This is a genomic window from Janthinobacterium silvisoli, from assembly GCF_014200725.1.
Taxonomy (GTDB): Bacteria; Pseudomonadota; Gammaproteobacteria; order Burkholderiales; family Burkholderiaceae_D; genus Janthinobacterium.
In genome coordinates, this window is the sequence record NZ_JACHCL010000002.1 from 1,303,227 (window position 1) to 1,325,610 (window position 22,384).

Annotated in this window: 24 protein-coding genes and 2 tRNA genes; 10 read left to right on the plus strand and 16 right to left on the minus strand. The window is 59.7% G+C overall.

Annotated features, from left to right (window positions below):
- Nucleotides 1-8: 8 nt before the first annotated feature.
- A complete protein-coding gene (locus HDE75_RS15995) occupies nt 9-203 on the minus strand; it encodes a hypothetical protein (protein WP_183676761.1) in 195 nt (64 codons plus the stop codon).
- Nucleotides 204-217: 14 nt separating this feature from the next.
- Between HDE75_RS15995 and HDE75_RS16000 the strand changes: the two genes are divergently transcribed.
- A complete protein-coding gene (locus HDE75_RS16000; protein ID WP_183676760.1) occupies nt 218-1,333 on the plus strand; it encodes a toxin-antitoxin system TumE family protein in 1,116 nt (371 codons plus the stop codon).
- 485 nt (nt 1,334-1,818) lie between these two features.
- On the opposite strand, the gene HDE75_RS16005 is transcribed toward HDE75_RS16000, so the two are convergent.
- The 4 genes from HDE75_RS16005 to HDE75_RS16020 form a co-directional block, all read right to left on the minus strand.
- Nucleotides 1,819-2,337, minus strand: a complete 519-nt coding sequence (locus tag HDE75_RS16005; protein WP_183676759.1) for a GNAT family N-acetyltransferase — start codon at nt 2,335-2,337, stop codon at nt 1,819-1,821.
- Nucleotides 2,294-2,608 carry a type II toxin-antitoxin system TacA family antitoxin gene (locus HDE75_RS16010; RefSeq protein ID WP_183676758.1) on the minus strand — a complete coding sequence of 105 codons (315 nt, stop codon included), beginning with the start codon at nt 2,606-2,608 and terminating at the stop codon, nt 2,294-2,296. Before HDE75_RS16010 ends, HDE75_RS16005 begins: the two co-directional genes overlap by 44 nt.
- Nucleotides 2,609-2,745: 137 nt before the next feature.
- A complete protein-coding gene (locus HDE75_RS16015; protein ID WP_183676757.1) occupies nt 2,746-2,958 on the minus strand; it encodes a hypothetical protein in 213 nt (70 codons plus the stop codon).
- A 56-nt stretch (nt 2,959-3,014) separates the two neighbouring features.
- A complete protein-coding gene (locus HDE75_RS16020; protein ID WP_183676756.1) occupies nt 3,015-3,944 on the minus strand; it encodes a LysR family transcriptional regulator in 930 nt (309 codons plus the stop codon).
- A 146-nt stretch (nt 3,945-4,090) separates the two neighbouring features.
- Between HDE75_RS16020 and HDE75_RS16025 the strand changes: the two genes are divergently transcribed.
- Together HDE75_RS16025 and HDE75_RS16030 are read left to right on the plus strand one after the other, a co-directional pair.
- Complete coding sequence (locus HDE75_RS16025; protein ID WP_183676755.1) at nt 4,091-5,050, plus strand: alpha/beta hydrolase; 960 nt, start codon at nt 4,091-4,093, stop codon at nt 5,048-5,050.
- A gap of 22 nt (nt 5,051-5,072) precedes the next feature.
- Nucleotides 5,073-6,386, plus strand: a complete 1,314-nt coding sequence (locus HDE75_RS16030) for an extracellular catalytic domain type 2 short-chain-length polyhydroxyalkanoate depolymerase (RefSeq protein ID WP_183676754.1) — start codon at nt 5,073-5,075, stop codon at nt 6,384-6,386.
- 3 nt (nt 6,387-6,389) lie between these two features.
- Here HDE75_RS16030 and HDE75_RS16035 read toward each other — a convergent pair whose 3' ends face one another.
- Nucleotides 6,390-7,511 (minus strand): acyltransferase family protein, encoded by a 1,122-nt coding sequence (locus HDE75_RS16035; protein WP_183676753.1) that lies wholly within the window; start codon nt 7,509-7,511, stop codon nt 6,390-6,392.
- Between the two features lie 120 nt (nt 7,512-7,631).
- Nucleotides 7,632-7,967 (minus strand): ArsR/SmtB family transcription factor, encoded by a 336-nt coding sequence (locus HDE75_RS16040; RefSeq protein ID WP_183676752.1) that lies wholly within the window; start codon nt 7,965-7,967, stop codon nt 7,632-7,634.
- Nucleotides 7,968-8,068: 101 nt separating this feature from the next.
- Between HDE75_RS16040 and HDE75_RS16045 the strand changes: the two genes are divergently transcribed.
- Nucleotides 8,069-9,157 carry an NADH:flavin oxidoreductase/NADH oxidase gene (locus HDE75_RS16045; protein WP_183676751.1) on the plus strand — a complete coding sequence of 363 codons (1,089 nt, stop codon included), beginning with the start codon at nt 8,069-8,071 and terminating at the stop codon, nt 9,155-9,157.
- Between the two features lie 39 nt (nt 9,158-9,196).
- Here the strand turns inward: HDE75_RS16045 and HDE75_RS16050 are convergent, their stop codons facing one another.
- The 5 genes from HDE75_RS16050 to HDE75_RS16070 all read right to left on the minus strand — a co-directional run bounded on the left by HDE75_RS16050 (nt 9,197) and on the right by HDE75_RS16070 (nt 13,408).
- Nucleotides 9,197-10,768 carry a PepSY-associated TM helix domain-containing protein gene (locus HDE75_RS16050; RefSeq protein ID WP_183676750.1) on the minus strand — a complete coding sequence of 524 codons (1,572 nt, stop codon included), beginning with the start codon at nt 10,766-10,768 and terminating at the stop codon, nt 9,197-9,199.
- Nucleotides 10,765-11,034, minus strand: coding sequence for a hypothetical protein (locus HDE75_RS16055; RefSeq protein WP_183676749.1), 270 nt, complete (start codon nt 11,032-11,034; stop codon nt 10,765-10,767). Before HDE75_RS16055 ends, HDE75_RS16050 begins: the two co-directional genes overlap by 4 nt.
- The gene (locus HDE75_RS16060) at nt 11,024-11,296 is read right to left on the minus strand and encodes a hypothetical protein (protein WP_183676748.1); all 273 of its coding nucleotides are present in this window, start codon (nt 11,294-11,296) and stop codon (nt 11,024-11,026) included. Before HDE75_RS16060 ends, HDE75_RS16055 begins: the two co-directional genes overlap by 11 nt.
- A 139-nt stretch (nt 11,297-11,435) precedes the next feature.
- Nucleotides 11,436-12,947 carry an MDR family MFS transporter gene (locus HDE75_RS16065; protein ID WP_260174115.1) on the minus strand — a complete coding sequence of 504 codons (1,512 nt, stop codon included), beginning with the start codon at nt 12,945-12,947 and terminating at the stop codon, nt 11,436-11,438.
- Nucleotides 12,944-13,408, minus strand: coding sequence for a MarR family winged helix-turn-helix transcriptional regulator (locus HDE75_RS16070; protein ID WP_183676747.1), 465 nt, complete (start codon nt 13,406-13,408; stop codon nt 12,944-12,946). Before HDE75_RS16070 ends, HDE75_RS16065 begins: the two co-directional genes overlap by 4 nt.
- 130 nt (nt 13,409-13,538) lie before the next feature.
- Here HDE75_RS16070 and HDE75_RS16075 point away from each other — a divergent pair.
- Nucleotides 13,539-13,614 (plus strand) — tRNA-Lys (locus HDE75_RS16075).
- 81 nt (nt 13,615-13,695) lie between these two features.
- Here the strand turns inward: HDE75_RS16075 and HDE75_RS16080 are convergent.
- On the minus strand, nt 13,696-14,568 hold the full coding sequence (locus HDE75_RS16080; protein ID WP_183676746.1) for a glycoside hydrolase family 19 protein: 873 nt from the start codon (nt 14,566-14,568) through the stop codon (nt 13,696-13,698).
- Between the two features lie 608 nt (nt 14,569-15,176).
- Between HDE75_RS16080 and HDE75_RS16085 the strand changes: the two genes are divergently transcribed.
- Nucleotides 15,177-15,252, plus strand: a tRNA-Lys gene (locus tag HDE75_RS16085).
- Between the two features lie 71 nt (nt 15,253-15,323).
- Here the strand turns inward: HDE75_RS16085 and HDE75_RS16090 are convergent.
- On the minus strand, nt 15,324-16,109 hold the full coding sequence (locus tag HDE75_RS16090) for an AraC family transcriptional regulator (RefSeq protein WP_260174116.1): 786 nt from the start codon (nt 16,107-16,109) through the stop codon (nt 15,324-15,326).
- A gap of 52 nt (nt 16,110-16,161) precedes the next feature.
- On the opposite strand from HDE75_RS16090, the gene HDE75_RS16095 reads away from it, so the two are divergent.
- Entirely contained in the window at nt 16,162-16,419 is a 258-nt protein-coding gene (locus tag HDE75_RS16095) for a hypothetical protein (RefSeq protein ID WP_183676745.1), read from the plus strand.
- 67 nt (nt 16,420-16,486) lie between these two features.
- On the plus strand, nt 16,487-17,086 hold the full coding sequence (locus HDE75_RS16100; RefSeq protein WP_183676744.1) for an IMPACT family protein: 600 nt from the start codon (nt 16,487-16,489) through the stop codon (nt 17,084-17,086).
- 11 nt (nt 17,087-17,097) lie between these two features.
- Here HDE75_RS16100 and HDE75_RS16105 read toward each other — a convergent pair whose 3' ends face one another.
- Both HDE75_RS16105 and HDE75_RS16110 read right to left on the minus strand, forming a co-directional pair.
- Nucleotides 17,098-17,547 (minus strand): hypothetical protein, encoded by a 450-nt coding sequence (locus tag HDE75_RS16105; protein ID WP_183676743.1) that lies wholly within the window; start codon nt 17,545-17,547, stop codon nt 17,098-17,100.
- Nucleotides 17,548-17,639: 92 nt separating this feature from the next.
- Entirely contained in the window at nt 17,640-18,029 is a 390-nt protein-coding gene (locus HDE75_RS16110) for a hypothetical protein (protein ID WP_183676742.1), read from the minus strand.
- Between the two features lie 271 nt (nt 18,030-18,300).
- Here HDE75_RS16110 and HDE75_RS16115 point away from each other — a divergent pair, with 271 nt between their 5' ends.
- Together HDE75_RS16115 and HDE75_RS16120 are read left to right on the plus strand one after the other, a co-directional pair.
- Nucleotides 18,301-19,701, plus strand: a complete 1,401-nt coding sequence (locus HDE75_RS16115; protein ID WP_183676741.1) for an L-cystine transporter — start codon at nt 18,301-18,303, stop codon at nt 19,699-19,701.
- Nucleotides 19,702-19,863: 162 nt separating this feature from the next.
- Nucleotides 19,864-22,356 (plus strand): TonB-dependent receptor plug domain-containing protein, encoded by a 2,493-nt coding sequence (locus HDE75_RS16120; RefSeq protein WP_260174117.1) that lies wholly within the window; start codon nt 19,864-19,866, stop codon nt 22,354-22,356.
- Nucleotides 22,357-22,384 lie beyond the last annotated feature (28 nt).

Genomic DNA, 22,384 nt, shown 5'->3' on the forward strand with positions numbered 1-22,384 from the left:
ACCACGACCTAAACATCCGCCGAGCCCAGAGCCACGGATTCGAACTTCTCGGCACTAAGCTGCCGCCATATCGACACGTTAAGCATGCCTTGAAGAAATCCTTTCTGAATGGCCTTGAAAGCCCCTACAGGAATCCTCAAGTCAGCAAAGGCGACAATACCCGCCTTCCATTGCCGCGCCTGCGCCACGGAAATCGCCTCCATTCTGAAAGGACCTCATGTCACTCGACTTCTCCCGCTACTCTCTGATTAACATCGACACCGCCCTCCAAGAACTGGCCCAGCACGAAATAACCGCCGAAGTGGTTGACGCATACGTCTGCGCGATGTCGTTCAGTAACTTCGACTTTCTAGAGAAAAGGCTACCTTTCACTCTGGATCTCAAGACAAACCAGCCGACGACTTGGGACAAGCTCGTACGGCATGCGAAGCGGAAATACTGGCTGAAGAACCCCGGATTCGGTGTGCTCGTCTTCGACGCGACAGAGTCGTGCGGCTATGTCAGAACCTACAGATTCGCAAACCCTTCTTGGCCCGGCCACCTCGTCTACCTCGACCAATCCTGGATGCAAGTGGCAGACGAGACAATCCTGTACGAGATGCTCGATACCCAGATGTCGAAATCCGTCTTCGACACGTGGGTGTCATATCAGTCAAAGGTAACTGAACTCCCTACGGAATTCGTCAACGGTAGGCACGCCAACACGACCGTAGCGAAATCTATTATGTGCTCGCGCGGAGAAGGATGCGTGGGGTGCGGAACAAAAGCAACCGCGTATGCGGCCACTACATTGGGCCGAGCGAACGCCCCGGTCCTCGCTTATCTACCGGTCTGCGAGGAACACCTCGCAGCCGCGAGAAAACATCCTAGCGTCCTACATTTCTTGGCGTCCATTTTCCATCTTTCACTCGACTGGGACGGCCTCGTCAAACGCGATTCGATACCCGATGAACTCGTTCCGGTCGTGCACGAGTGCGTCGCGACGGAACTGGATGGAACTGTGGATCTCCGCGAACAGCGGCGAAATGGCTGGTTCCTCACCATTCCATTGAAATCCGGTTGGCATTGGAAGCTTCGCATCAGGTCGCTCACCGATTACTCGTACATGCTCCATGATCGCGAGGGTACCCAGCAATACCGCGCCGATTCAGCGCCGCATCATCCCGAGGTGCCATTCTTCCCCAATCACGAACACTCGCGCCCCCAGACAGACGCGGACGTGAAGAGCCCAAGCTTCCTGTACGGCCACCCGTTACTCGACCTCAAGAGGCTTAAGGACGTAGGACAGGAATACGGCGCCTACGAGGACGGGGGCGAAGGTACGATCTCCTGATCTGTGCGAACAGTGCAGAAATTAGTACAAGAAAGTCACGCCAGTCCTTCGCCATGGTGACAACGGCTCCGGTACTGCTCCGGTCACACCGCCCAGACAGGGCGGTGATAAAGCTCTGTCCAATGTGCCCCTCCATTTACATCGGGAGACAACAAAGCTCCATTGTGTCGTGTACATTGCCAATATGATAGTCTGGTCGCTCTCTGGTCGGGGCCAGCTCCAATAAGATCAAGCTCAGTCAAATTCGAGCGCAGCGAGATAACGCAAAATTAAGACGCTGAATCGCAATGCGATTGCTGGTGAAAGGAAGTCTCTGTAGGAAAGTCGTCAGCCATGCGGTGGAGGGGCCTGCCATTGCTCCTGCTTCGAGGTCTTTTAATCCGTTGGTCGCAGGTTCGAATCCCGCACGGCCTACCAAATACGTCAGAGAAGCCAACCGTTCGCGGTTGGCTTTTTTGTTTTTGCTGACTCATCCAGGAATATGTTCAATCTGAAGTTCGTGCCGGGAATTTTGGCATGGACTGCATCGGGAGGACCAGCGTATTCAGGTCCGATGGCAAGGGGCGGAAACCGAACTTCTCGTAGAACGACGCAGCGCCATCCTTTGCATCCACGAAGAGAGCGTAACCACCTACACTCTCAGCGGCGCGCTGAGCGCGCTCCATCGCTTCCATCATGAGGTAAGCGCCCAGGCCTTTGCCTTGATGCTCTTTCGACACCGCCAGACGGGCCAACGTAAAACCAGGCACTTTCTGGGGCAATTTATTGCGTATTTCCTCGGGCAGTTCTTCCGTAGGAATCAGACCGCGCATGGCCATGGCAAAGAATCCTGCGATCTTGTCGTTTTGGCCGTTTTCAAGCAGAACAAATGTCCTGGAGATGCCGTTCTTTTGGTGTTGTGAGGCGACACTTTGAAGCCAGCGATTCAGCTCCGGGGTTCCGCAATCAAACTCTTTGGTCTTATGCACTTTCTCCAGTGCCACCACTACTACTTTGATTGCCATATTTTTCTTTCATGAAACGCTCGAAAGCTGTCGTCAGGGCCGCGTTTGGCGCTGGCGGACTCTCTAGCAGGTCCAGCAACATGGCAGCATCATTTCTGGAAATATAGATCGCTTTTTCACGATCAATAAGCCGTTGCGCTTCTTTTAGCGCAGCCTGTACGACAAAATTATTCATTGTCGTGCCTGCCAACTCCGCCGCCTGATTCAAGGTTTCAGCAACTGCACTCGAAACACGAGCAGTAATCCGCTCTCTTTCTTGTGTGGCACTCATATCAAACTCCAGACTTATTAATAAATTGGCACTTACTCACTTTACTCAAAGATAGTTTTGCCGTGAATAGCTAAAGCCAGCATAACACGGTGGTGGCAAATTGGCACAAAGCCCCAAAATGACACATCTTCGGTAAGCTACGGTGTCTTAACACCAACGTGAACCAAGAGAGCCAGGAGCAAGTTATTAAGCTGGCCGCGGCGGCGGGCCATTTCCTGTTGCGCTTCGGCATGGGGAACGACTTTCTCACCGACTTTCCAGACGCCTTGTTCAAAAAACTCGTCCGTCAGTTCAGGCGCATCGTCCGGGTCAAGCCAGGCTTTGCCTGTATTTTGCGATTTCGCATTCATTTACCCCTCCCGCTCTGCATGGTAAAACCGACCTTGGCCCGCACGGACAATAAACTTCAGCAATCCTCCGCCAAGCCCGCCAAACGTTTTGCCTCATCAATAAAATGCGCTACCACCGGCATCATGTTGTCTTCACGCACGACCAGGGTCAAGGGCGCGTGCAAGCCGGCATCGTTGTCGGCAATACGGCAATAGCGGACGGCGTGGGCGTGGAAGCCGGCCATGGAAGCAGGCGCTACTGAAATGCCGACGCCGGCGGCGACCAGGCTGATGTTGGTCAGCATATTGTCGACCTCGGCGGCGATGCGCGGCGTGTAGCCGGCCGCCAGGCAGGCGTCAATCAGGGCGGCATACATGCCGGGCGCGCCGGGTTTGCGTACCAGGATGAATTTTTCATCGCGCAAGGCCGACAGATTAATCTCTGGCATCTGCTCCTGTCCGGCTGCCGGCGCCAGCAGGACATGCCAGGCTGGCAGCACCAGCAGCATGGTCTCGTTGAGCAGGCGGTGGAACAACAGCCCGGACGGGCGTTCGACCGGCATGCGCAAGAATGCCAGGTCGATGCGGCCGTTGGCGACGGCGGTGGTCAGGGTCGCCGCATTGCCCTCGCTAAAGCGGATGTCCACCTGGGGACGCTGCTCGCGATGGGTGTGCAATAGTTGCGGAATCAGCGGGTGCGCCACGGCGGAACTGGTGAAGCCGACCGACACCAAGCCTTCCATGCCCGAGGCCGTCAACGCCGCACGCAGCCCTGCCCGTTTCACCTTGTCGAGGATGGCGCGCGCTTCCTGCAGATAAACCTTGCCGGCCGGACTCAGATCCACCCCTTTAGGATGGCGCAGGAACAGCGAGAACCCCAGCTCTTCTTCGAGCGTGCGGATTTGCTGGCTCAGCGGCGGCTGCTGCATATGCAGGCGCAGTGCGGCGCGGGTGAAGTTACCCTCCTCTGCAACCGTGACGAAATAACGCAAATGCCGAAGTTCCATGGGCGGGCTATATATAGGAAGTATGGTGAGGGCGACTTTATTGTATTTTACAGCCCGGCGCTGTAGCCCTATGATCCGAGCATATGACCGTTTGTGACTATTTGTTGCAAAATCCGGCCACCATCTCATCATAGGCAGAGGCTAGTATGCGTAAAATGACTGTTTTATTGTCGCTGTTGGCGCTGACTATCGGTCAGCAAGCAATCGCGCGGCCACACCACTCCGCCGCCAGCACCGCGGCAGAAAATTGCTACGACAGCGCCGACGCCGGCGAAATCCGCCTGTGGGATGGTCCCGCGCCCGGCGCCGCTGGCGATGACGCCTGCCAGGATATTCCTTATCTGCGGGTATTTCCTGCCGCTAACGGCGACCCGGCTGCGCCGGCCATGCTGCTGCTGGCCGGCGGCGGATACGACCACCTGACGAACAAGAAAGAACAAACGCCGGTGGCCGAGTATTTTTCGCGCCGCCTGAATATCACCACCTTCGTGCTGTATTACCGCCTGGTACGGCCTGACGGCACGTATCGTTATCCGGTGCCAATGTGGGATGGCCAGCGCGCGCTCAAGCTGATACGCCATCGCGCCCGCGAGCTGCATGTCGATCCGAAGCGCATCGGCGTGTTCGGCTTTTCGGCCGGCGGCCATCTGGCCACCACCCTGGCCCTGCATCCGGACGATGATTTCGGCTTGCCGGTGCACGACGCGGTCGATGGCAGTTCCGGCAAGGTCGATACGCTCGGTCTCGGCTATCCCGTCATTTCCATGGACCCGGCCGTGTATGGCACGTCGAATACACGCAAGAACTTACTGAAAGACTATCGCGGTGCGCAGTTGCATCAACTGGAACAGCGTCTGTCCGGCCAGGACAATGTCAGCCCGCACACGCCTCCGGTATTTCTTTTCGTCAGCATGGATGACCAGCGCATCGATCCACAAAACAGCGTGATCTTCGGCGACGCCCTGAAAGCGGCCGGCATCCGTGCCGATATCCATCTGTTCCCGCACGGCGCCCATGGCGTCGGCCTGGCGACGGATATGCCCGAAGAGCAAGCCTGGCCCGAACTGTTCCGCCTATGGCTGACCCGCCAACACTTCATCAACTGACTGATCTGAAAGAAATATTCTCATGCACGGATTTTCCCGTTTGTTAGTGGCGCTCGCTTGCGCCGCCACCCTGAGCGCCTGCGGCGGTGGCAGTGGCAATGCAGCGTTGCCGCAACAGTCCTCCCAGGCGCAGTCGTCCTCCGCCGTGGCTGGCATCAGCGGCACGGTCACCCTGGCAGGCGCCAATACGCCACTGGCCGGCGTGACCTTGACCCTTGCCAGCGGCGTTTCCACAGTATCCGGCGCCGATGGCAGTTATGCCTTCAAGGGCCTGGCTGCCGGCAGCTACACCGTCACCCCCAGCATGCAAGGTCTCAGCGCATTTTCGCCAGCCAGCCTGAACGTCAAACTGAGCAGCGCGAATGTACAGGGACAAAGTTTTGCCGCCACTTCGGCAACACCGGTCTCGCTGGGCGCCTACCATGCCGATCCCGCCGGCGTGACCGTGGCCGGGATTTCCTCCGGCGGTGCGATGGCGGTGCAATTGCAGGTCGCCAACTCTGCCAGTTTCCATGGCGCGGCGATCTTTGCCGGCGATCCTTATTATTGCAACCAGGATGCGCTATCCAGCTGGAAAACCGCTTGCGCCAACGGCGGCATTCCGCTGGCGACACTGACAGCCTACACCGACAGCATGGCAAACAACGGCTTGATCGATCCGACCAGCAATATCGGCGGCAAACCGATTTACATGTTCAGCGGCACCAAGGATACGGTGGTGTCCCAGCAAGTGATGGACCAGCTGCAAACCTATTACCAAAACTACACAAGCGCCAGCAATATCGTCTACAACAATACGACGCCAGCACAGCACTCGTGGATTACGCCGGACGCCGCCAGTGATTGCGGCCACCTGGGGGCGCCATTCATGAATAATTGCAACGTGAATGCCGAGCAGACTTTCTTGAGCATGTTCTATGGCAACCTGCATGCCCCGACGGCGACGCCGCAAGGCAGTTATGCCCAGATCAACCAGAACGCTTTTTGTTCAGGCAATAACTGCGCCGCCATCAGCATGGATAGCACGGCTTGGCTGTATGTACCCGACAGCTGTGCAACGCAATCGTGCAAGGTAGTCGTCGCCTTGCATGGCTGCAAGCAAGGGCAAACGTATATCGGCAATACTTTCGTGCAACAGGCTGGCATCAACGAATGGGCCGACACCAACAATATCCTGGTGCTGTATCCGCAAGCGATTGCCTCCCCTGCGCAGCCGCGCAATCCTGAGGGTTGCTGGGATTGGTGGGGTTACACGGGCGCGAACTATGCCTTGAAGTCAGCGCCGCAGATGACGGCCATCATGGCGATGGTGCATCAGATCACTGCTGCGCCATAACATCTACACAAACACCGGCCGCATCATGAAATGTTCTACGGCCAGCTGAACAGCGCGGCCCAGCGGCACTTCCACCCAGCGGTGGAAGGCTGCGCCGCAGACCAGGCTGGCGCCCCAGGCAGTCAGCATGCCCAGCGCCTGCCACTCCGGCTCCAGCGGAACAAGATGAATAAAGGCGGCGTTGACCAGCAGGCAGACGGGGAAGTGGATCAGGAACACGGAATACGATATCTGGCCCAGGCGGTTGACCACCGACCAGGTTTGACCTTGAGCCGGGGTGCGCGAGCGGCCAAACAGGAACAGGACGCAGGCGACCAGCAAGGCCAGCGCGATGCGGCTACGGAAGTTGATGGCCAGCGCCAGCACGGCCGGGACGGTAATCATGATCAGCAAGACCGTCATGGCGCCAGCCTTGCGGCGCACGTCGCTGGCCCACCAGGCCAGCATGCCCAGGCCATAACTGCCAAAGAAATATGGCGCCCAGTTGTCCCAGCTGGCATCGAGGTTGAAGTGCAACAGGGAGACAGTTATGCCCAGGGTCACCACCAGCGGCATCAGCCAGGGTGCGCTGCGCTTGCCCGCCACATGGCCGCCCAGCCATAACAACAAGGCCGTCAGCGCATACAGCTGGAAATCGATGGCCACATACCAGGCGCCGGCCGACAGCGATTCGTAGCCGAGCACGCCGTGCAGCAGCAGCGCGTGGGCGCCCAGCTGGTCCAGCGTGGCGGGAGCTGAAATCGAATCGTGGGTCATCCAGTTGGCCGCCAAAATCGATGCGGCGGCGGCCAGCAAGGTTGCCGCCATAAACGGCGGCGCCAGCTTGGCATAACGCCGGCCGATGGCGCGCAATGGCGAGGCCAGGCCGGGCAAGCCGGCCGGCGAGAGGGATTTGGCGACCAGGAAACCGCTGATGACGAGAAAGACTTGCACGGCGATGCGGGCGCTGCCGCCCAGCCAGTCGAGCAAGGCAGGCAGCATGCGCCGCACGTGATCGGACATGGGGCCGTAAAACGCCAGATGGTGCAGCACGATCAACTGCGCCGCGCCTGCCTTCAAGACATTAATCCAGCCAAACTGCGCGCGCACGGCTACCTCCGCTACTCCACTTGCCACTGCCTTCATGCCCAACCTTTGCTACACAGCTATATTTCAACAACACAATCCTGAGCAAGCGACTTGCTGATGATTTTGCCGACCGGCCGATATGATAGCCGAGCTTGAAGGATAAGGTCGCTCCGCAGCCTATTTGGCGGGTGTCGCAGCTTCGAAGACAGACACCGGATGCTGCGCCAGGATGGCGTCGAGCAAGCCGGGAAAGCGCGCGTCGATATCGATCCGGCGCAGCGAGTTCATGTGGATGGTGCCGCTATTTTCCGTGAAAACGAGGCCAGATTCGCGCAAGACCTTGAAGTGGTGCGAGACAGTGGACTTGGGCCGGCCGCCGTCGAGCTCACCACAAGTGGCTGCTTCCACGCCAGCCAGGCGCCGCACGATGTCGAGGCGGATGGAGTCGCTCAAGGCATACAGCACTCTTTCTAGGACGAAATCGCTGGCGGGAGGGTGTTTATGGGGGCGCATGTGCAGAATCATACACCATCAGCTATACTCCATCCATTGTTCGAATACATTCGAACAATGGAACTTAACCCTATTCCCCACTTTTACGAACCAAGGCCACCATGTCCGCCCTCTTCCAGCCCTTTACCCTCAAAGATATTACCCTGCGCAACCGTATCGCCGTGCCGCCGATGTGCCAATACATGGCTGTCGATGGCAAGGCCAACGATTGGCATTTGTCGCACTATGCAACACTGGCGCGCGGCGGCGCGGGACTGGTGATCGTCGAAGCAACGGCCGTGTCGCCTGAAGGCCGTATCACGCCAGGCTGCACCGGCATCTGGAATGATGATCTGGCGCAAGCGTTTGGCCCCATGGTCAAGGCGATCAAGGCAGCCGGTTCGGTGCCCGGCATCCAGATCGGCCATGCAGGCCGTAAGGCCAGCTCCAACCGTCCTTGGGAAGGCGACGACCATATCGCCGACGGTGATGCACGCGCCTGGCCGACCATCGCACCATCGGCCATCGCCTTTGGCGCCGGCCTGCCGAAAACACCACGCGCCATGAGCCTGGACGATATCGCCCGCGTACGCCAGGATTTCGTTGACGCCGCCCTGCGCGCGCGTGAAGTGGGCTTCGAATGGCTGGAACTGCATTTTGCCCACGGCTATCTGGGACAAAGTTTCTTTTCCGCCCATTCAAACCAGCGCGACGATGTCTATGGCGGCAGCGTGGAAAACCGTGCCCGCTTCCTGCTGGAAACATTAAAAGCCGTACGCGAGGTATGGCCGGAAAGCCTGCCGCTGACCGTGCGTTTTGGCGTGATCGAATACGATGGCCGCGATGAAGCCACCTTGCTCGAATCGATCGGCCTGGTGCGCGACTTCAAGGCAGCCGGCCTCGATATGCTCAGCGTCAGCGTGGGCTTTTCGATTCCTGGCGCAGCCATTCCATGGGGCACGCCCTTCCTGGCGCCCATCGCCGAACGGGTGCGCCGCGAAGCAGGTATCCCGGTGTCCTCGGCCTGGGGTTTCGGCACGCCAGCCATCGCTGAACAGGCAGTCAAGGATGGCCAGCTCGATCTGGTAATGGTCGGCCGTTCGCACCTGGCCAACCCGCACTGGCCATACGCCGCCGCCAAGGAATTGGGCGTGGAACGCCCTTCGTGGACCTTGCCTGCGCAATACGCGCACTGGCTGGAACGCTACTGATAAACCAAGGAAGAGCCTGCCCGGCTCTTCCATCACGCATCAGCCCGGCAAGGCTTGCAAGGACCATACGCTGTGCGGATCACCCTGCAAGCCACGGTGTAGCACGGCGCGCGCCATGGACCAGTAGATCCAGGCAAACAGCAGCGCCATCAGGTCGACGACCACGATCACCGTCTCGCCGCGCCAGGCCGACAGCAGCGGATTGACACCGCCCGCATACCACTGGGCAAATGGCAGCAACAGCGACAATACCGAGCACAGCATCAGCAATTCATGCGCCGCACGCGCCGGTGGGCGCATAAAGGCCCAGACGATGGACGCGAAAAACACCGCATAATAAGTACGCTCTTCCCACGCTGCCAATCCGTCCGGGCCGGCAGGCGCCAGTTTATTCACCAGGAACAAGGCCGCGATACCGGCCACGCAACCGAGGCATATGCCCAAGGTGCCTTGCGCCATCCAGCGTGTGTTGCGCGGCTGTTCGCGCAAGCGGTGCTTGCGGCGCGATTCGATCCACAACAAATTGCCGCTGTAGAACAAAAAGGCGCCCGCCATGCCCAGTACAAAATAAATCCACAGCACGGCGGCATGGCCAAAATCGCCGTAATGCAAACTCGTCAAGCCGCGCAAAAACATGGTGCCAGGGCTGAATCCACTAGGCGACAGCACCCGCTCGACCTTGCCATCGCTGGTGCCCAGCACCACGGCCGCGTTGCCCGTCAAGGTACGCTGGTCAACATCGCCATACACTTCGACCACCCCATGCACATCGCCGGCATGCTTGTAGCGCAGATACGTCATCTGCATGCCTGGCACCTGGCGCACGGCGATGTCGAGCAAGTCTTGCACCGGCAACAACGGCGCTTTTACGCCAGCGGCCGCGACGGGCTTGCTGATAAAGATGTCGGGCTGCACCAGGTTGAGCAGCTTGCCATCGAACACCAGGAACTGGAACGGCGCCATCAGCAAGAGCCCCAAGGTCAGGATCGCGCTGCTCCAGGCAAACATGATGTGGAAGGGCAAGGACAATATACCGACGGCATTGTGCGCGTCTTGCCATAGCCGTTTGAGGTTCTTGCCTATGCGCAGCGCAAACAGATCCTTGAAGAACGATGGCGCATAAATCACCACGCCACTGACCAGCGCCAGTCCGTACAGCACGCATACCAGGCCCAGCAAATAGGTGCCCAGCTGGGTCGGCAGCCCGGCCGTGTAATGCAGGCGCACCAGGAAATGCGACAGCTCCGATTCAGGCTTTACGTCGATCAGGCTGCCATCGGGCGCCAGCTTGAAGTTGTGCTCGGCCACGCTGCCATCGGGCTTGTGCTCATCCCAGTCCAGCAACAGACTGGGTTCGTACTCGCTGGGCAGCTTCACGGAAAAACCGTCCCGGGCTTGCGGGTGCGCAGCCAGCACCGCATCGATCAGCGGTTGAGCCTGGGCCAGCGATTGCGGTGGTTCTTTCTTGGCGCTATGGGTTTCCCAGACATGCAATTGCTTGTTGAATACCGTGATCGCGCCCGCATAAAAGGCGATAAACAGGGCAAAGCCGGCGATCAGGCCGACCCAGGTGTGGACGGCGATAAAACTGCGCAAGGTCGACGATTTCATGCCGCAATCCTTACCAGGCCGCTGGCCTTCAAACCATACAGCACGGCGTAGGCCAGCAGACAGGCGCTGCCCAGCCATAGCCAGGCGCGCGCGCCGCTGCGGAACAAAAAGGCGATGCTCATCACACCTATCCACACGGGGAAAAACATGAGTAGCCACGGCAAGGTATGGCGGGCCTGGTCACTGCTGAGCAAGGCGGCCAGGCCGATCAGGGCGACGGCCAGCGGCAAGCCCAGCAAGATAGCGGCGAACGTTTTACCCCACATGGCGAACCTTGCGCCAGGCGTCTAGATAAGGCAGGGCAACCAGCGCCAGCATAAAGGCAGACAGCACGATGAAGAAGGCGCACGCCACACCGCAATCGATAGCTGCCAACCAGACCGAGGCGATAGCAGCCACGGTGGCGCTGACGCGCCGCAGCCGCAGCCGCAGCTGGGTACCGGCGGCAAGCCAAAGTGATTGATGTGGCGAAGCAAGATACAGACAGGCAGCAGACAGCCATGCAAGGACGATTCCAGCCCACATCATCGGCTCACTCCTGCAGCTGGAGCAGCAACAAACACGCTCGATTTCATAACAACCTTTATGGGAAAGACGGCCAGATCAAGATGACCCGGGCCTCAGCCCAATAGATTAAATGAGAATCGTTAACATTTGCAAGTTACCGTTAGATTAACTCTGCATCCACCGGGGCTGCCGGCTTTTTCGCATTGGCAGGATGGCCTTCCAAAGGCAGTTCCGGCAAGAACAGCAGCACCACCAAGCCCAGCAGCAAGAGCACGGCGCCAGCGCCAAACACGCTGGCAATCGCGTGGCGATATACTTCCACCGTCTGCGCCTGCGCCGCATGCGCCCCCAGGATGGATACGGCTTGCACGCCATGCGCATGCAGCTGATGCGCGAGGATGGCGCCGGAACCGGTTACGCCCAGCAAGCCTCCCAGCGAACGGAAGAAGGCCAGCAAAGCTGTCCCCACGCCGCGCCGCGCCAGTGGCAAGGCATTCTGCACGGCGATCGTCATGTTCGGCATCACCATGCCCAGCCCCATCCCCAGGAAAAAGATGGCTGGCTCGATCACCCAATAGCCTTGCGCCGTTTCCATGGCCCAGGCCAGCACGGCAAACGACAGCGCCGCCACGCCCAAGCCCGCCACCTGCGCCAGCTTGTATTTGCCCGAGCGCGCCAGCACGCGGCCATTGAGCGTGGACGACAGCACCAGGCCCACCATCATGGCCACCGTCATCACGCCCGATTCGGCCGGACTGGTCCCCATCACCAGCTGGAAGAACAGCGGGAAAAACACGCTGGCGCCCATCAGGCCCATGAAGGTCATCGCCATCACCAGGCTGGCAATATTGAAGGTGCGGTTCTCGAACAGGTCTGGCGGCAGCACCGGTTCATCGACGCGCCCGACATGCACGGCCAGCCAGCCGCCCATCACCAGCGCAATCGCGATACAGACCTTGATTTCCATCGCATCCCACGGCCACTCCGTGCCACCCAGCGCCAGCACCAGCAAGGCAGCCGTGATGGCGCCTACCAGCAAGAACGAGCCCAGATAATCAATCTTGTGTGCATGCATGCGCACCGGCTTGCGCATGGCGCGCGCAATGATGAAAAAAGCCACGGCGCCGATCGGCAGGTTCACATAAAAGATCCAGTGCCACGACAAGGCGTCGGTAATCACGCCACCCAGCACGGGCCCCAGCACGCTGGTGACGGCAAACACGATGGGCACCATGCCCTGGCGCTTGCCACGCTCACCGGGCGGCACCAGGTCGCCGATGATGATTTGCGCCAAAGGCATGAAGCCGCCCGCACCCAGGCCCTGGATCGCGCGGAAGATAATCAGCTGCGTCATGTCTTGCGCCAGCCCGCACAAGGCCGAGCCCAGCAGAAAGGTGATCAAGGCGGTAAAAATCATGGGGCGGCGGCCATATTGATCGGCCAACTTGCCATACAGGGGCATGGTGGCCGTCGAGGCCAGCACATAGGCCGTAACTACCCAGGACAAATGCGCCATGCCGCCCAGGTCGCTGACGATGCGCGGCAAGGCCGTGGCAACAATGCTCTGGTCCAGGGCGCCCAGGCCCAGCACGGCCATCAAGCCAAAAAAGACGGCGCGTACTTCGCGCGGCGTGACGGGCTCTGCGGAGCCCACATGTTGTTGCTTGCTCATGATTGTCCAATCTCAAGAAGTGCTTGCATGGCGGCGGCCAGCGCATCCATCTTTTGCGGCGACAAGCGGGCAATGCGCCGCGCCAGCGCATCACGGCGCCGCGCGCGCAAGCTCTCGATCACGCGCAAGCCTTCGCTTGACACTTGCAAACCAGAACGGCGGCGGTCTTGCGGATCGGGCGCGCTGCGCTCGACCAGCCCCGCCTCTTCCAGCGACTTGACCTGCGCACTGACGGTAGGCCCGCGCACATTCTGCACCCGCGCCAGGGCCGCCACGCCGATGCCGGGCTGTTCATGGATCAGCCCCAGCAGCATGTATTGCATCAGCGACACGTTGGAAGCCATATCGCCCCCCTCTCGCTGCATGGAACGCAGCAAGCCCTTGAAGGCCAGCCGCAACTCATCGGACAGCGCCAGCGCGCGTTCCGGGATCGGTGTATCGGATAGTAGATGGTCGGACATGGGATCACTTAAATAGATAGGCTACCTACCTATATTAATCATAGTCCGGCCGATAGGCAAGGAAAATTTCATCCGCCTGCCCGCCCAGCCCTTCCCAAAACGCCCGCCAGCCTGCATAATGCGGCCCCTTGGGTCGTTAGCTCAGCTGGTAGAGCAGCGGACTTTTAATCCGTTGGTCGCAGGTTCGAATCCCGCACGGCCTACCAAGAATACGCAGTAAAAAAAAAGCCCACGAATTTCGCTTCGTGGGCTTTTTGCGTTCAGGCCTGCGCTTCAGTCCGTGCCTATCAGCAACTCAGATTAGGACCGGTGGGTACGCCCAGGTTCTGGGTGAAGGTCGTGTAGTAATTCACCCGGGTCTGCATCTGGGCCGGCCCCTGATACGCAGTGCCGCCTACGCATTCGCGATTGCCGTTAATGGCATTGATGGTCTGGCCGAAACCGTATCCGCCGACCATCGAATCATGCGCCGACCTCCCGGCGCGGCCAGGTTGGGTCATCCAGTACCAGATCGCACTTCTCCACGCGATGGTGGCGTTGGTGGCCAACAATTCCGGATTGTTCACCAGTTGCTCGCCCAGCCCCATGGCGTTGCCCAGACTGCGGTAATTTGAGGTCCAGCTGATTTGGATCGGGCCACGACCGAAATACTGGTCGCCCACGTTATTGCTCTTGCAGGGGACTTGTACCCAGTTCACATCGCAGTACAAGGGCCAGTTGGCGGTGTTGTATTCCCTGACTGCCTTCAGGTTGTCCGACTCGTGCTGCAGGTTGGCGAAGAAGGCGGCCACTTCCTGCTTGTCCAGGGTAGCGTTGCCCGACTTGGCAAAGCTTGGATAGTACGCTGCTGCAGCGACGAAGTCGGCGTATTGGTAGAACGAACTGCGGCTCGGGAACCATGATTCGAACTGAGCTTTTGACAGGCCGGCAAAACTGCCTCCCGGGTCGGGAGTCGGCGTCGGCGTAGTGCCGCCACCGCAAACAGAATCGGTGATCCACGGCTGGCCACTGTTAACGGGACCACTATTGGTCGATGGATTGCTGCCTTGCGTCCAATACGCGGCCCTGTAATTAACGCCGTTGTAGCTCACCGTCGCGCCGCCACTGTAGGCGGTGGCAGGCGACCAGGGGGCATAACATACAGCTGTAGTAGCGAGCAATGCAGTTGTGCTCGCTGGCGAGGACGGGTCGCCACCGCCGCAGGCGAGGAGCGAGCCCCCCATCAGTCCAGCGACAAGCGTGTTCATGAGAGTTCGATTCAAAGCTGACTCCATATTCAAGGTGTTGATATATCAAAAACGAGCGGACGGCAGGTCAAGTACCGGTGCTCCAGGCGTGGCGTTCACTGCGATATCGCGCGGTTTCCAAAAAAACAAATCAGTGATGTTGCCAGAATGCAAGTCTAACCATGGCCAGTCAAGTGGTTTTATCAAGTCATTAAGCTGGGCATACCAGTAGCCTCTCCAAGCACATTTCCGGGGCGGTTGGCCCCGTAGAGACTTGCTTTGGCAGACCATACCAATTTAATGCCTTTGTGCAGTGGTATTGCAGGGCAACTCAGGATGGATAGCTGACCTGCGCCGGCAGGGTAGGTAATCCAGCCAAACTGGACACGCGGTCCAGCGGCAATGTGTCACATTTCAAGAGTCGTGGTCGGGCGGGCAGTACGAATATCGAGGAAAAAATCGGGGCACGAAAGTGGGGGAATATTCCGCGGCCAAATTCGCTATTGCCAAACTAGCTTGCTGCCGTCATAATAGCCGCCCTTGGGTCGTTAGCTCAGCTGGTAGAGCAGCGGACTTTTAATCCGTTGGTCGCAGGTTCGAATCCCGCACGGCCTACCAAGAATTTGCAGTAAAGAAAAAGCCAACCGCATGCGGTTGGCTTTTTTTCATTGTGCGGCCCGTGCCCCCACCTACTCCCACCCTTCCCCATACTTTCCAGGCGTCACGCCCATCACGCGCTTGAACATCGCGATGAAGGCGCTCACATTGTCGTAGCCCAGGTCCAGCGCGATGCTGGTGACGGCTTGGCCGGCGGCCAGCAATTCCAGGGCGCGCAAGATGCGGGCGCGCTGGCGCCAGGCGGAAAAGTTGAATCCGGTTTCGGCCGTGAAACGGCGCACCAGGGTGCGCGGCGACAGGCCGGCCCAGGCCGCCAGGGCAGCTACACTGTGTTCGCCCGCCAGGTCGTCCAGCACGGCCCGCGCCACCCGCAGCAAGCGCGGGTCGGAAGGCAACGGCAAGCCCAGCGCTTCATGCGGTGCGGCCGCGATTTCATCGAGGATCACGCCCGCCACCCTGGCTTGCCGCTCGTCCTGCAGCTGACCGTTCCAGCTGGCGGCACGGACCACGGCCACACGCAGCAAATCGGACACGCGCAGCACGCAGGGTGTGGCAGGCAAGCGATCGCAAGCGGCTTCATCTATATACACGCTCCAGCCCGCAAATGGACCATGCGAGCGCAAGGAGTGGGAGTGATGGGGCGGCATCCACACGCAATGGCTGGCAGGCACTACCCACTGCGCCGCCTCGGCACCGATGGACAGCAAGCCCTGCACGGCGCCAAACAGTTGGCCGCTGGCGTGGCAGTGGGCGGGTGTCAGCCTTTCCTGCGGCTGGGAGATCAGCACAGCATAAAGTGGCACCAGCACCGACGTTGGCTGATTTAACGTATCGATAGTCATAAACAAGGCAGACAAGACAATCGCTCCATCATACAGTGGAGTCTCTCAACCACTACAGGAGTCCATCATGCGCGCAGAAGATCTTTTACCGGATGAACAAAACCAGGGGCAATTCAATGGTCTCACCGTACGCAAGGGTACGGTAGGCGCTTTCCTGCTCAACGCCCGCTCCTGGCTGGACCCTGCCAGCAGCGCCGACCAACGCAAGGATGCGGAGCGCGATATCGTCGAAGCGCTGCCGGCCCTGCACGCGCTGGGCCTGTTTGATCTATTGCAGGTGCGCGATGCGAAACTGCGGGAGCTGGTGTCAAGGCCGGCAGCGTGATCGAGCCAGCCTCGTCCGCCGCATGTATTTCCTCTATCATGCTGCTTTGCCTGCCGCCCTACCCCTTATGCCGTCCACCATTGCCACGCCTGTCCACAGTGAACTCATCATCAAGAAAAGCCGTTTTATCGGCTGCGTACAACCCATGACGGACAGGGCCAGCGCGCAACAGGTGGTGAACGGTTTGAAGGCGCAGCATCCTGGCGCCTGCCATGTGTGCTGGGCGCTGCTGGCAGGTGGACAATCGGCGGCCGTCGATGATGGCGAACCGAGCGGCACGGCCGGGCGGCCCATGCTCGACGTGCTGCGCCACCAGGACCTGGAAGGCGTGCTGGCGACGGTGGTGCGTTATTTCGGCGGCGTAAAGCTGGGTGCGGGCGGCCTGGTGCGCGCTTATACCGATAGCGTGGCGCAGGCGCTGCTGCAGGCAGAGAAAATAGCCATCGTGCGCCAGCGCGCACTGCGCTGCGCCCTGCCCTACGCCATGGAAGGCATGCTGCGCCGCGAGCTGGACGCGGCCGGCGCCACCTTGCTGGAAGTACAGCATGGTGACGCCGTGCTATTCGATTTCAGCCTGGCCGACAACGCCGCCGATGCGCTGCTGGCGCGCCTGGATGAGGCAGGCAATGGGCGCATCGTCTGGCACGACACGCCCGATCCAGACTAATTACTGATTACTTACTGTACGCGGCGCACCTTCGGCGAATTGTTGGTGCCTTCGATCTTCAGGAAGAAGGTGCCGAGAAAATTACGTTCGACCGTCACTTTTGGGTTACTCACCGGCGATAGCGTGGCCGAGCTGCCATCGACGATGCGCCATACCTGTCCATTGCTCAACTTAATTAATTCATTACCGCTCCAGCCATCAAAGTTACCGGTGATGGTGCTGGTGATGGAATTGCTTTCCTGCTCCTTGACTGCTTGCGGCACCTTGACTGTTTCCATGCCAAAACGCTGTTCGCGCTGTGCGGGTGTGGCAGCAGCATTGGCAGTAACAGTAGCGACCGGAATGGCGTCATAGCATTGCACGCGGCTGGCAACCTCGCTGATAGTACGGCATTGCAATAGGGCGGCGTCATCGGCCAGCGCGGCGCCAGAGACGAATAACAGCAAAAACAGGGCTTTCATCGACATTCTTTCCAGATCAGGGTGGGGGCAGACCAGCTTTGCCACACGGGGACGAAATTATATCGCTATCCATCCCCGGTATCGGCAAGGACTCAGCCCTGCTTGGGACGCTTGGCCTGCAGCAAAATAAAATGCGTCCACGCCAGTGCCGGCAAAACCATCAACAGCAGCGCCACGCCGGCCGGCATATCGGGCAGGAAGCGCACGGCGCAAGCGAGGAAGCCGGCGATGGCAAGCCAGAAGCGCCAATTAAAAGCATAGGCCTTGCGCGCCACGGTGGCCAAAGCGATACGCCAGAATTCCAGCAAGGCCCACAGGCCGCCAGCCAGCAAGAGCGCAGCCAGACTATTGACGCCAGGCGCGTCGGCATAGGTGCGTATGAGGTTGTAGAACAGCACGGGGTAGCCGGCCGTGATGGCCAGGGTGGCGGGGCCGGCCGCGATGACGGCTTCGATAAGTTGCCCTTTGGAACGATGATCCATTTTCTCCTTCTGTTCAAATACAGCCGCCCACGGGAAGCGGCCCAACATGCCATGCTGGCATGAAATAAGCGAATCTACAATGCTGTGCAGGTCTTTTATACCTGAGAGGAATATCCTTATAAGGTAATATTCTCAGCCACATCAAGCAGTCCGCCCCCATAGTAAGGTAGAGTGTTTGCCCCTTCCGCCCAGGGCTGGTGCGGATGTTATCAAAGGCAAAGTTCTATAGAATGCCCGTTGCAGTCCAAATAAAACCAAGATAAGGCCCATTATGGCAATCAACATTATCCTCAACCTGCTGGCCGCGCTGGTCGTTATCGGCTTCATGTTCCGCCAGCAAAGCCGCCACGCGACGTTCACCGTGCGCGTCTTCACGGGCCTGGGCCTCGGCGTGCTGCTGGGCGCGGCGGCGCAAGCCATCTACGGCATCGACTCGCTGGCCATCGCCGGCACCAATGAATACCTGGGCATCATCGGCAATGGCTATGTGAAACTGCTGCAAATGATCATCATGCCGCTGATCATGGTGTCCATCATTTCCGCCATATTGAAACTCAAGGATGCCAGTTCGCTGGGCAAGATCAGCGCGCTGACCATCGGCACCCTGCTGATCACCACCACGGTGGCAGCCGCCATCGGCATCCTGATGGCCAAGCTGTTCGGCCTGACGGCTGTCGGCTTGACGTCGAGCGCAGCCGAAGTGGCGCGCGGCATACAGTTGCAGGGCTCGCTGGAAACGGCCAAGGCCCTGTCCTTGCCGAAACTGCTGGTCAGTTTCGTGCCGACCAACCCTTTCCTCGACATGACGGGCGCGCGCAAGACCTCCACCATCGCGGTGGTCGTGTTCTCGATCTTCATCGGCGTTTCAGCCACCGGCATCGCCGCGAAAAAACCGGAAATCTTTGCCTCGTTCGAACACTTCATGAAGGTGGCGCACGCCATCGTCATGCGCATGGTCACCCTGGTGCTGCGTTTGACACCGTACGGCGTGTTCGCGCTGATGTTTGAAGTGGTGTCAAGCTCCAGCGCCGCCGACATCTTGAAACTGATCAACTTCGTGGTCGCTTCCTACAGCGCGCTGTTCCTGATGTTCCTGGTGCACCTGGCGATCATTTCCGGCGTGGGCTTGAACCCGGTGCGCTTCGTGAAAAAAGTCTTCCCTGTACTGGCCTTCGCCTTCACCTCGCGCACCAGCGCCGGTTCCATCCCGATGAGCGTGCAGACGCAAACCAAGCGCCTGGGCACGCCGGAAGGCATCGCCAACTTCGCAGCCTCGTTCGGCTCGACCATCGGCCAGAATGGCTGCGCCGGCATTTATCCTGCCATGCTGGCCGTGATGATCGCTCCGACCGTTGGCGTTGACCCGTTCACCATCAGCTTCCTGCTGCCGTTGCTGGCCATCATCACCATCGGTTCCGTCGGCGTCGCCGGCGTGGGCGGCGGCGCCACCTTCGCCGCGCTGATCGTACTGTCGGCGATGGACTTGCCAGTGGCCCTGGCCGGTTTGCTGATCTCGGTCGAACCGCTGATCGACATGGGCCGCACGGCACTGAACGTCAGCGGCTCGATTACGGCTGGCACGGTGACCAGCCGCGTGATGGGGCAAACCGACCTCGATGTCTATAACAGCGACGACGCTCCCGATCTCGACGAAGCCGAACACACTGTGTAATTTGTACCGAAGGCGCCCATGACGATATGGGCGCTTTTTTTTGGATGATGCAATATGGCAACAACATAAGCATATCCATAAAGAATCGTTAGCCCTGGCAATGGCCTGCCTTAAGCTCGTGTCAAAGTTTCCACAAACACCAGACCGAGATTGAGGACCGCCTTGCCATCACACCACGCCCGCACCTACCCCGCTCCCACCACGCCCCTGCGCACCATCGTCCTGGCCTGCGCCATGCTGGGCGCCGCCCCTGTCTGGGCCGATGACACGCCTCCGGCTGTTTCAGAAGCAGCATCGAATATCGACCAGGTGACCGTGGTCGGTTCGCGCGCGCGCAACCGCACGGTGTTCGACAGCAGCGTGCCGATCGACCGCTTTGGCACGCGCGAGGTGGACAATGCGCTGGCTTCGGGCGACGTGGGCGCGGCCCTGCAGGCGCTATCGCCATCGATCAATTTCCCGCGCATCGAATCGAGCGGCGCGTCCGACTCCGTGCGCGGCATCCAGTTGCGCGGGCTGGCGCCCGACCAGGTGCTGGTATTGATCAACGGCAAGCGCCGCCATACCAGCGCCGTGCTCGATACGGAAAGCAGCTTTGCCGGCACGGTGCCGGTCGACATCAATGCGATACCACCGAACGCCATCGACCATATCGAGATCTTGCGCGACGGCGCGGGCGCCCAGTACGGCAGCGACGCGGTGGCTGGCGTGATCAATATCGTGCTCAAGAAAGCGCGCACGGGCGGTTCCGCCTCCGTCAGCTACGGCGCCAACCACACGCATTTTGACCCGACGAATCAAACCCTGACCGATGGCCAGACCGTCATCGTCAATGCCGACTATGGTGTGCCGCTGGGCGATACGGGCTTTTTCCGCTTCGGCGCCGAGTCGCGCCGCCGCTCGCCCACGGAACGCGCCGGCCCCAGCGACGCGGGCTGGACGTCTTCCAATTCCACGCCGGCCGACCTGGCGCTCGATGGCAAGGTGCTGTTCAAGTCGGGCGACTCGCGCCAGCACAACAACTATCTGTTCTACAACACGCAGTTCACGCTGGACAATGGCATCGACCTGTATTCATTTGCCACTCTGAATGACCGCAAGTCCGACGGCAGCGCCTACTTCCGCTATCCGGGCGACCCGTCGAATGTCTTGTCGCTCTACCCGAATGGCTATCGCCCCGTGACCAATGGCAACAAGCGCGATATCAGCGTAGTGGCCGGTGCGCGCGGCAGCATTGCCGACTGGAACTGGGATGCCAGCGCCCGCCACGGCAGCGACCGTTTCGACTATGGCGTCAGCCATTCCGTCAACGCCTCGCTGGGTGCCGCCAGCCCCACCAGTTTCCACCTGGCCAGTTTTGATTTCCGCCAGAACGCACTGAACCTGGACGCCACCCGCACTGTCGACATCGGCTTGCCTGCCCCCTTGAATGTGGCGGTGGGCGCCGAATGGATGCGCGAAACTTACCAAAGCTCGTCCGGCGACCCGGCGTCATATGCGGCTGGCAGCATCACCGATGCGCCACCGGGAGCGCAGGCCGGTCCGGGCTTGCGGCCTTCGGACGCGTACGACGGCAGCCGCCAGATCCGCTCCATCTATGCCGACGTGGAAAGCGATATCACGCAGCGCCTGCTGCTGGGCGCGGCCGCCCGCTATTCGGACTACAGCGATTTCGGCAGCGCCAGCACCGGCAAGCTGTCGGCGCGCTATAAAGTCACCAACGATTTCCTGCTGCGCGGCTCGTTGTCGAACAGTTTCCGCGCACCGGCTTTGGTGCAAACGGGTTTCCGCTTCGCCACCCTGAACTTCAATAGCGATGGCACGGCCCTGCAAACCTCGGCCCTGTTGCCAGCCAGCGACCCGCTGGCGCGCAGCTTTGGTGCGCAACCATTAAAACCGGAAAAATCGACCAATCTGTCGCTGGGCCTGGCCTGGAAACTGGCCAGCGCCACCAGCCTGACGGTGGATGCTTACGTGATCCGCATCCGCGACCGCATCACGCGTTCGAGCGACTTGCAAAGCGACGCCGTCACGACCTACCTGGAATCGGTGGGCCGCAGCGATATCCAGTCCGTCGCTTATCTGGCCAACTTGCTCGACACCCGTACCAAAGGGCTGGACGTGGTGCTGAACCATGATCTGCCATTTGCCAACGGCAAGCTGAACCTGAACGCGGCCCTGAACCTGAACAAGACCAGCCTGGACAAGGTACGCCAGAGTTCGGCCGCCCTGTCGGCCATCGACCCGAGCTTGACCTTGCTGACCGACACCAGCTTGTTCCGCATCAAGAATGCCTCGCCCACCAGCAAGCTGATTTTGGGCGCCGACTGGCAAACGGCAGGCTGGGGCGTGCAAGTGCGCGCCACCCGCTTCGGCGAACTGAAAGATTTCTCGTACGATAGCGATGCACCGCTGATCGACGGCATTCCTGCGCAGCGCTTCGGCGCTGTCTGGTCGCTGGATCTGGAAGGCCAAATCAAGCTGAGCAAGCAACTGACCTTGAGTCTGGGCGGCAACAATATCCTGGACCGCTATCCGCAAAGGGTGCGGGAAACCAATAACGCCACCTATGGCGGCGCCCTGCCCTACAACTTTATCAACCCCATCGGGGTCAATGGAGCTTACTTTTATGGCAAGCTCAGCTACACGTTTTAAGCGCAACACATTATTATCGTAGACAAGG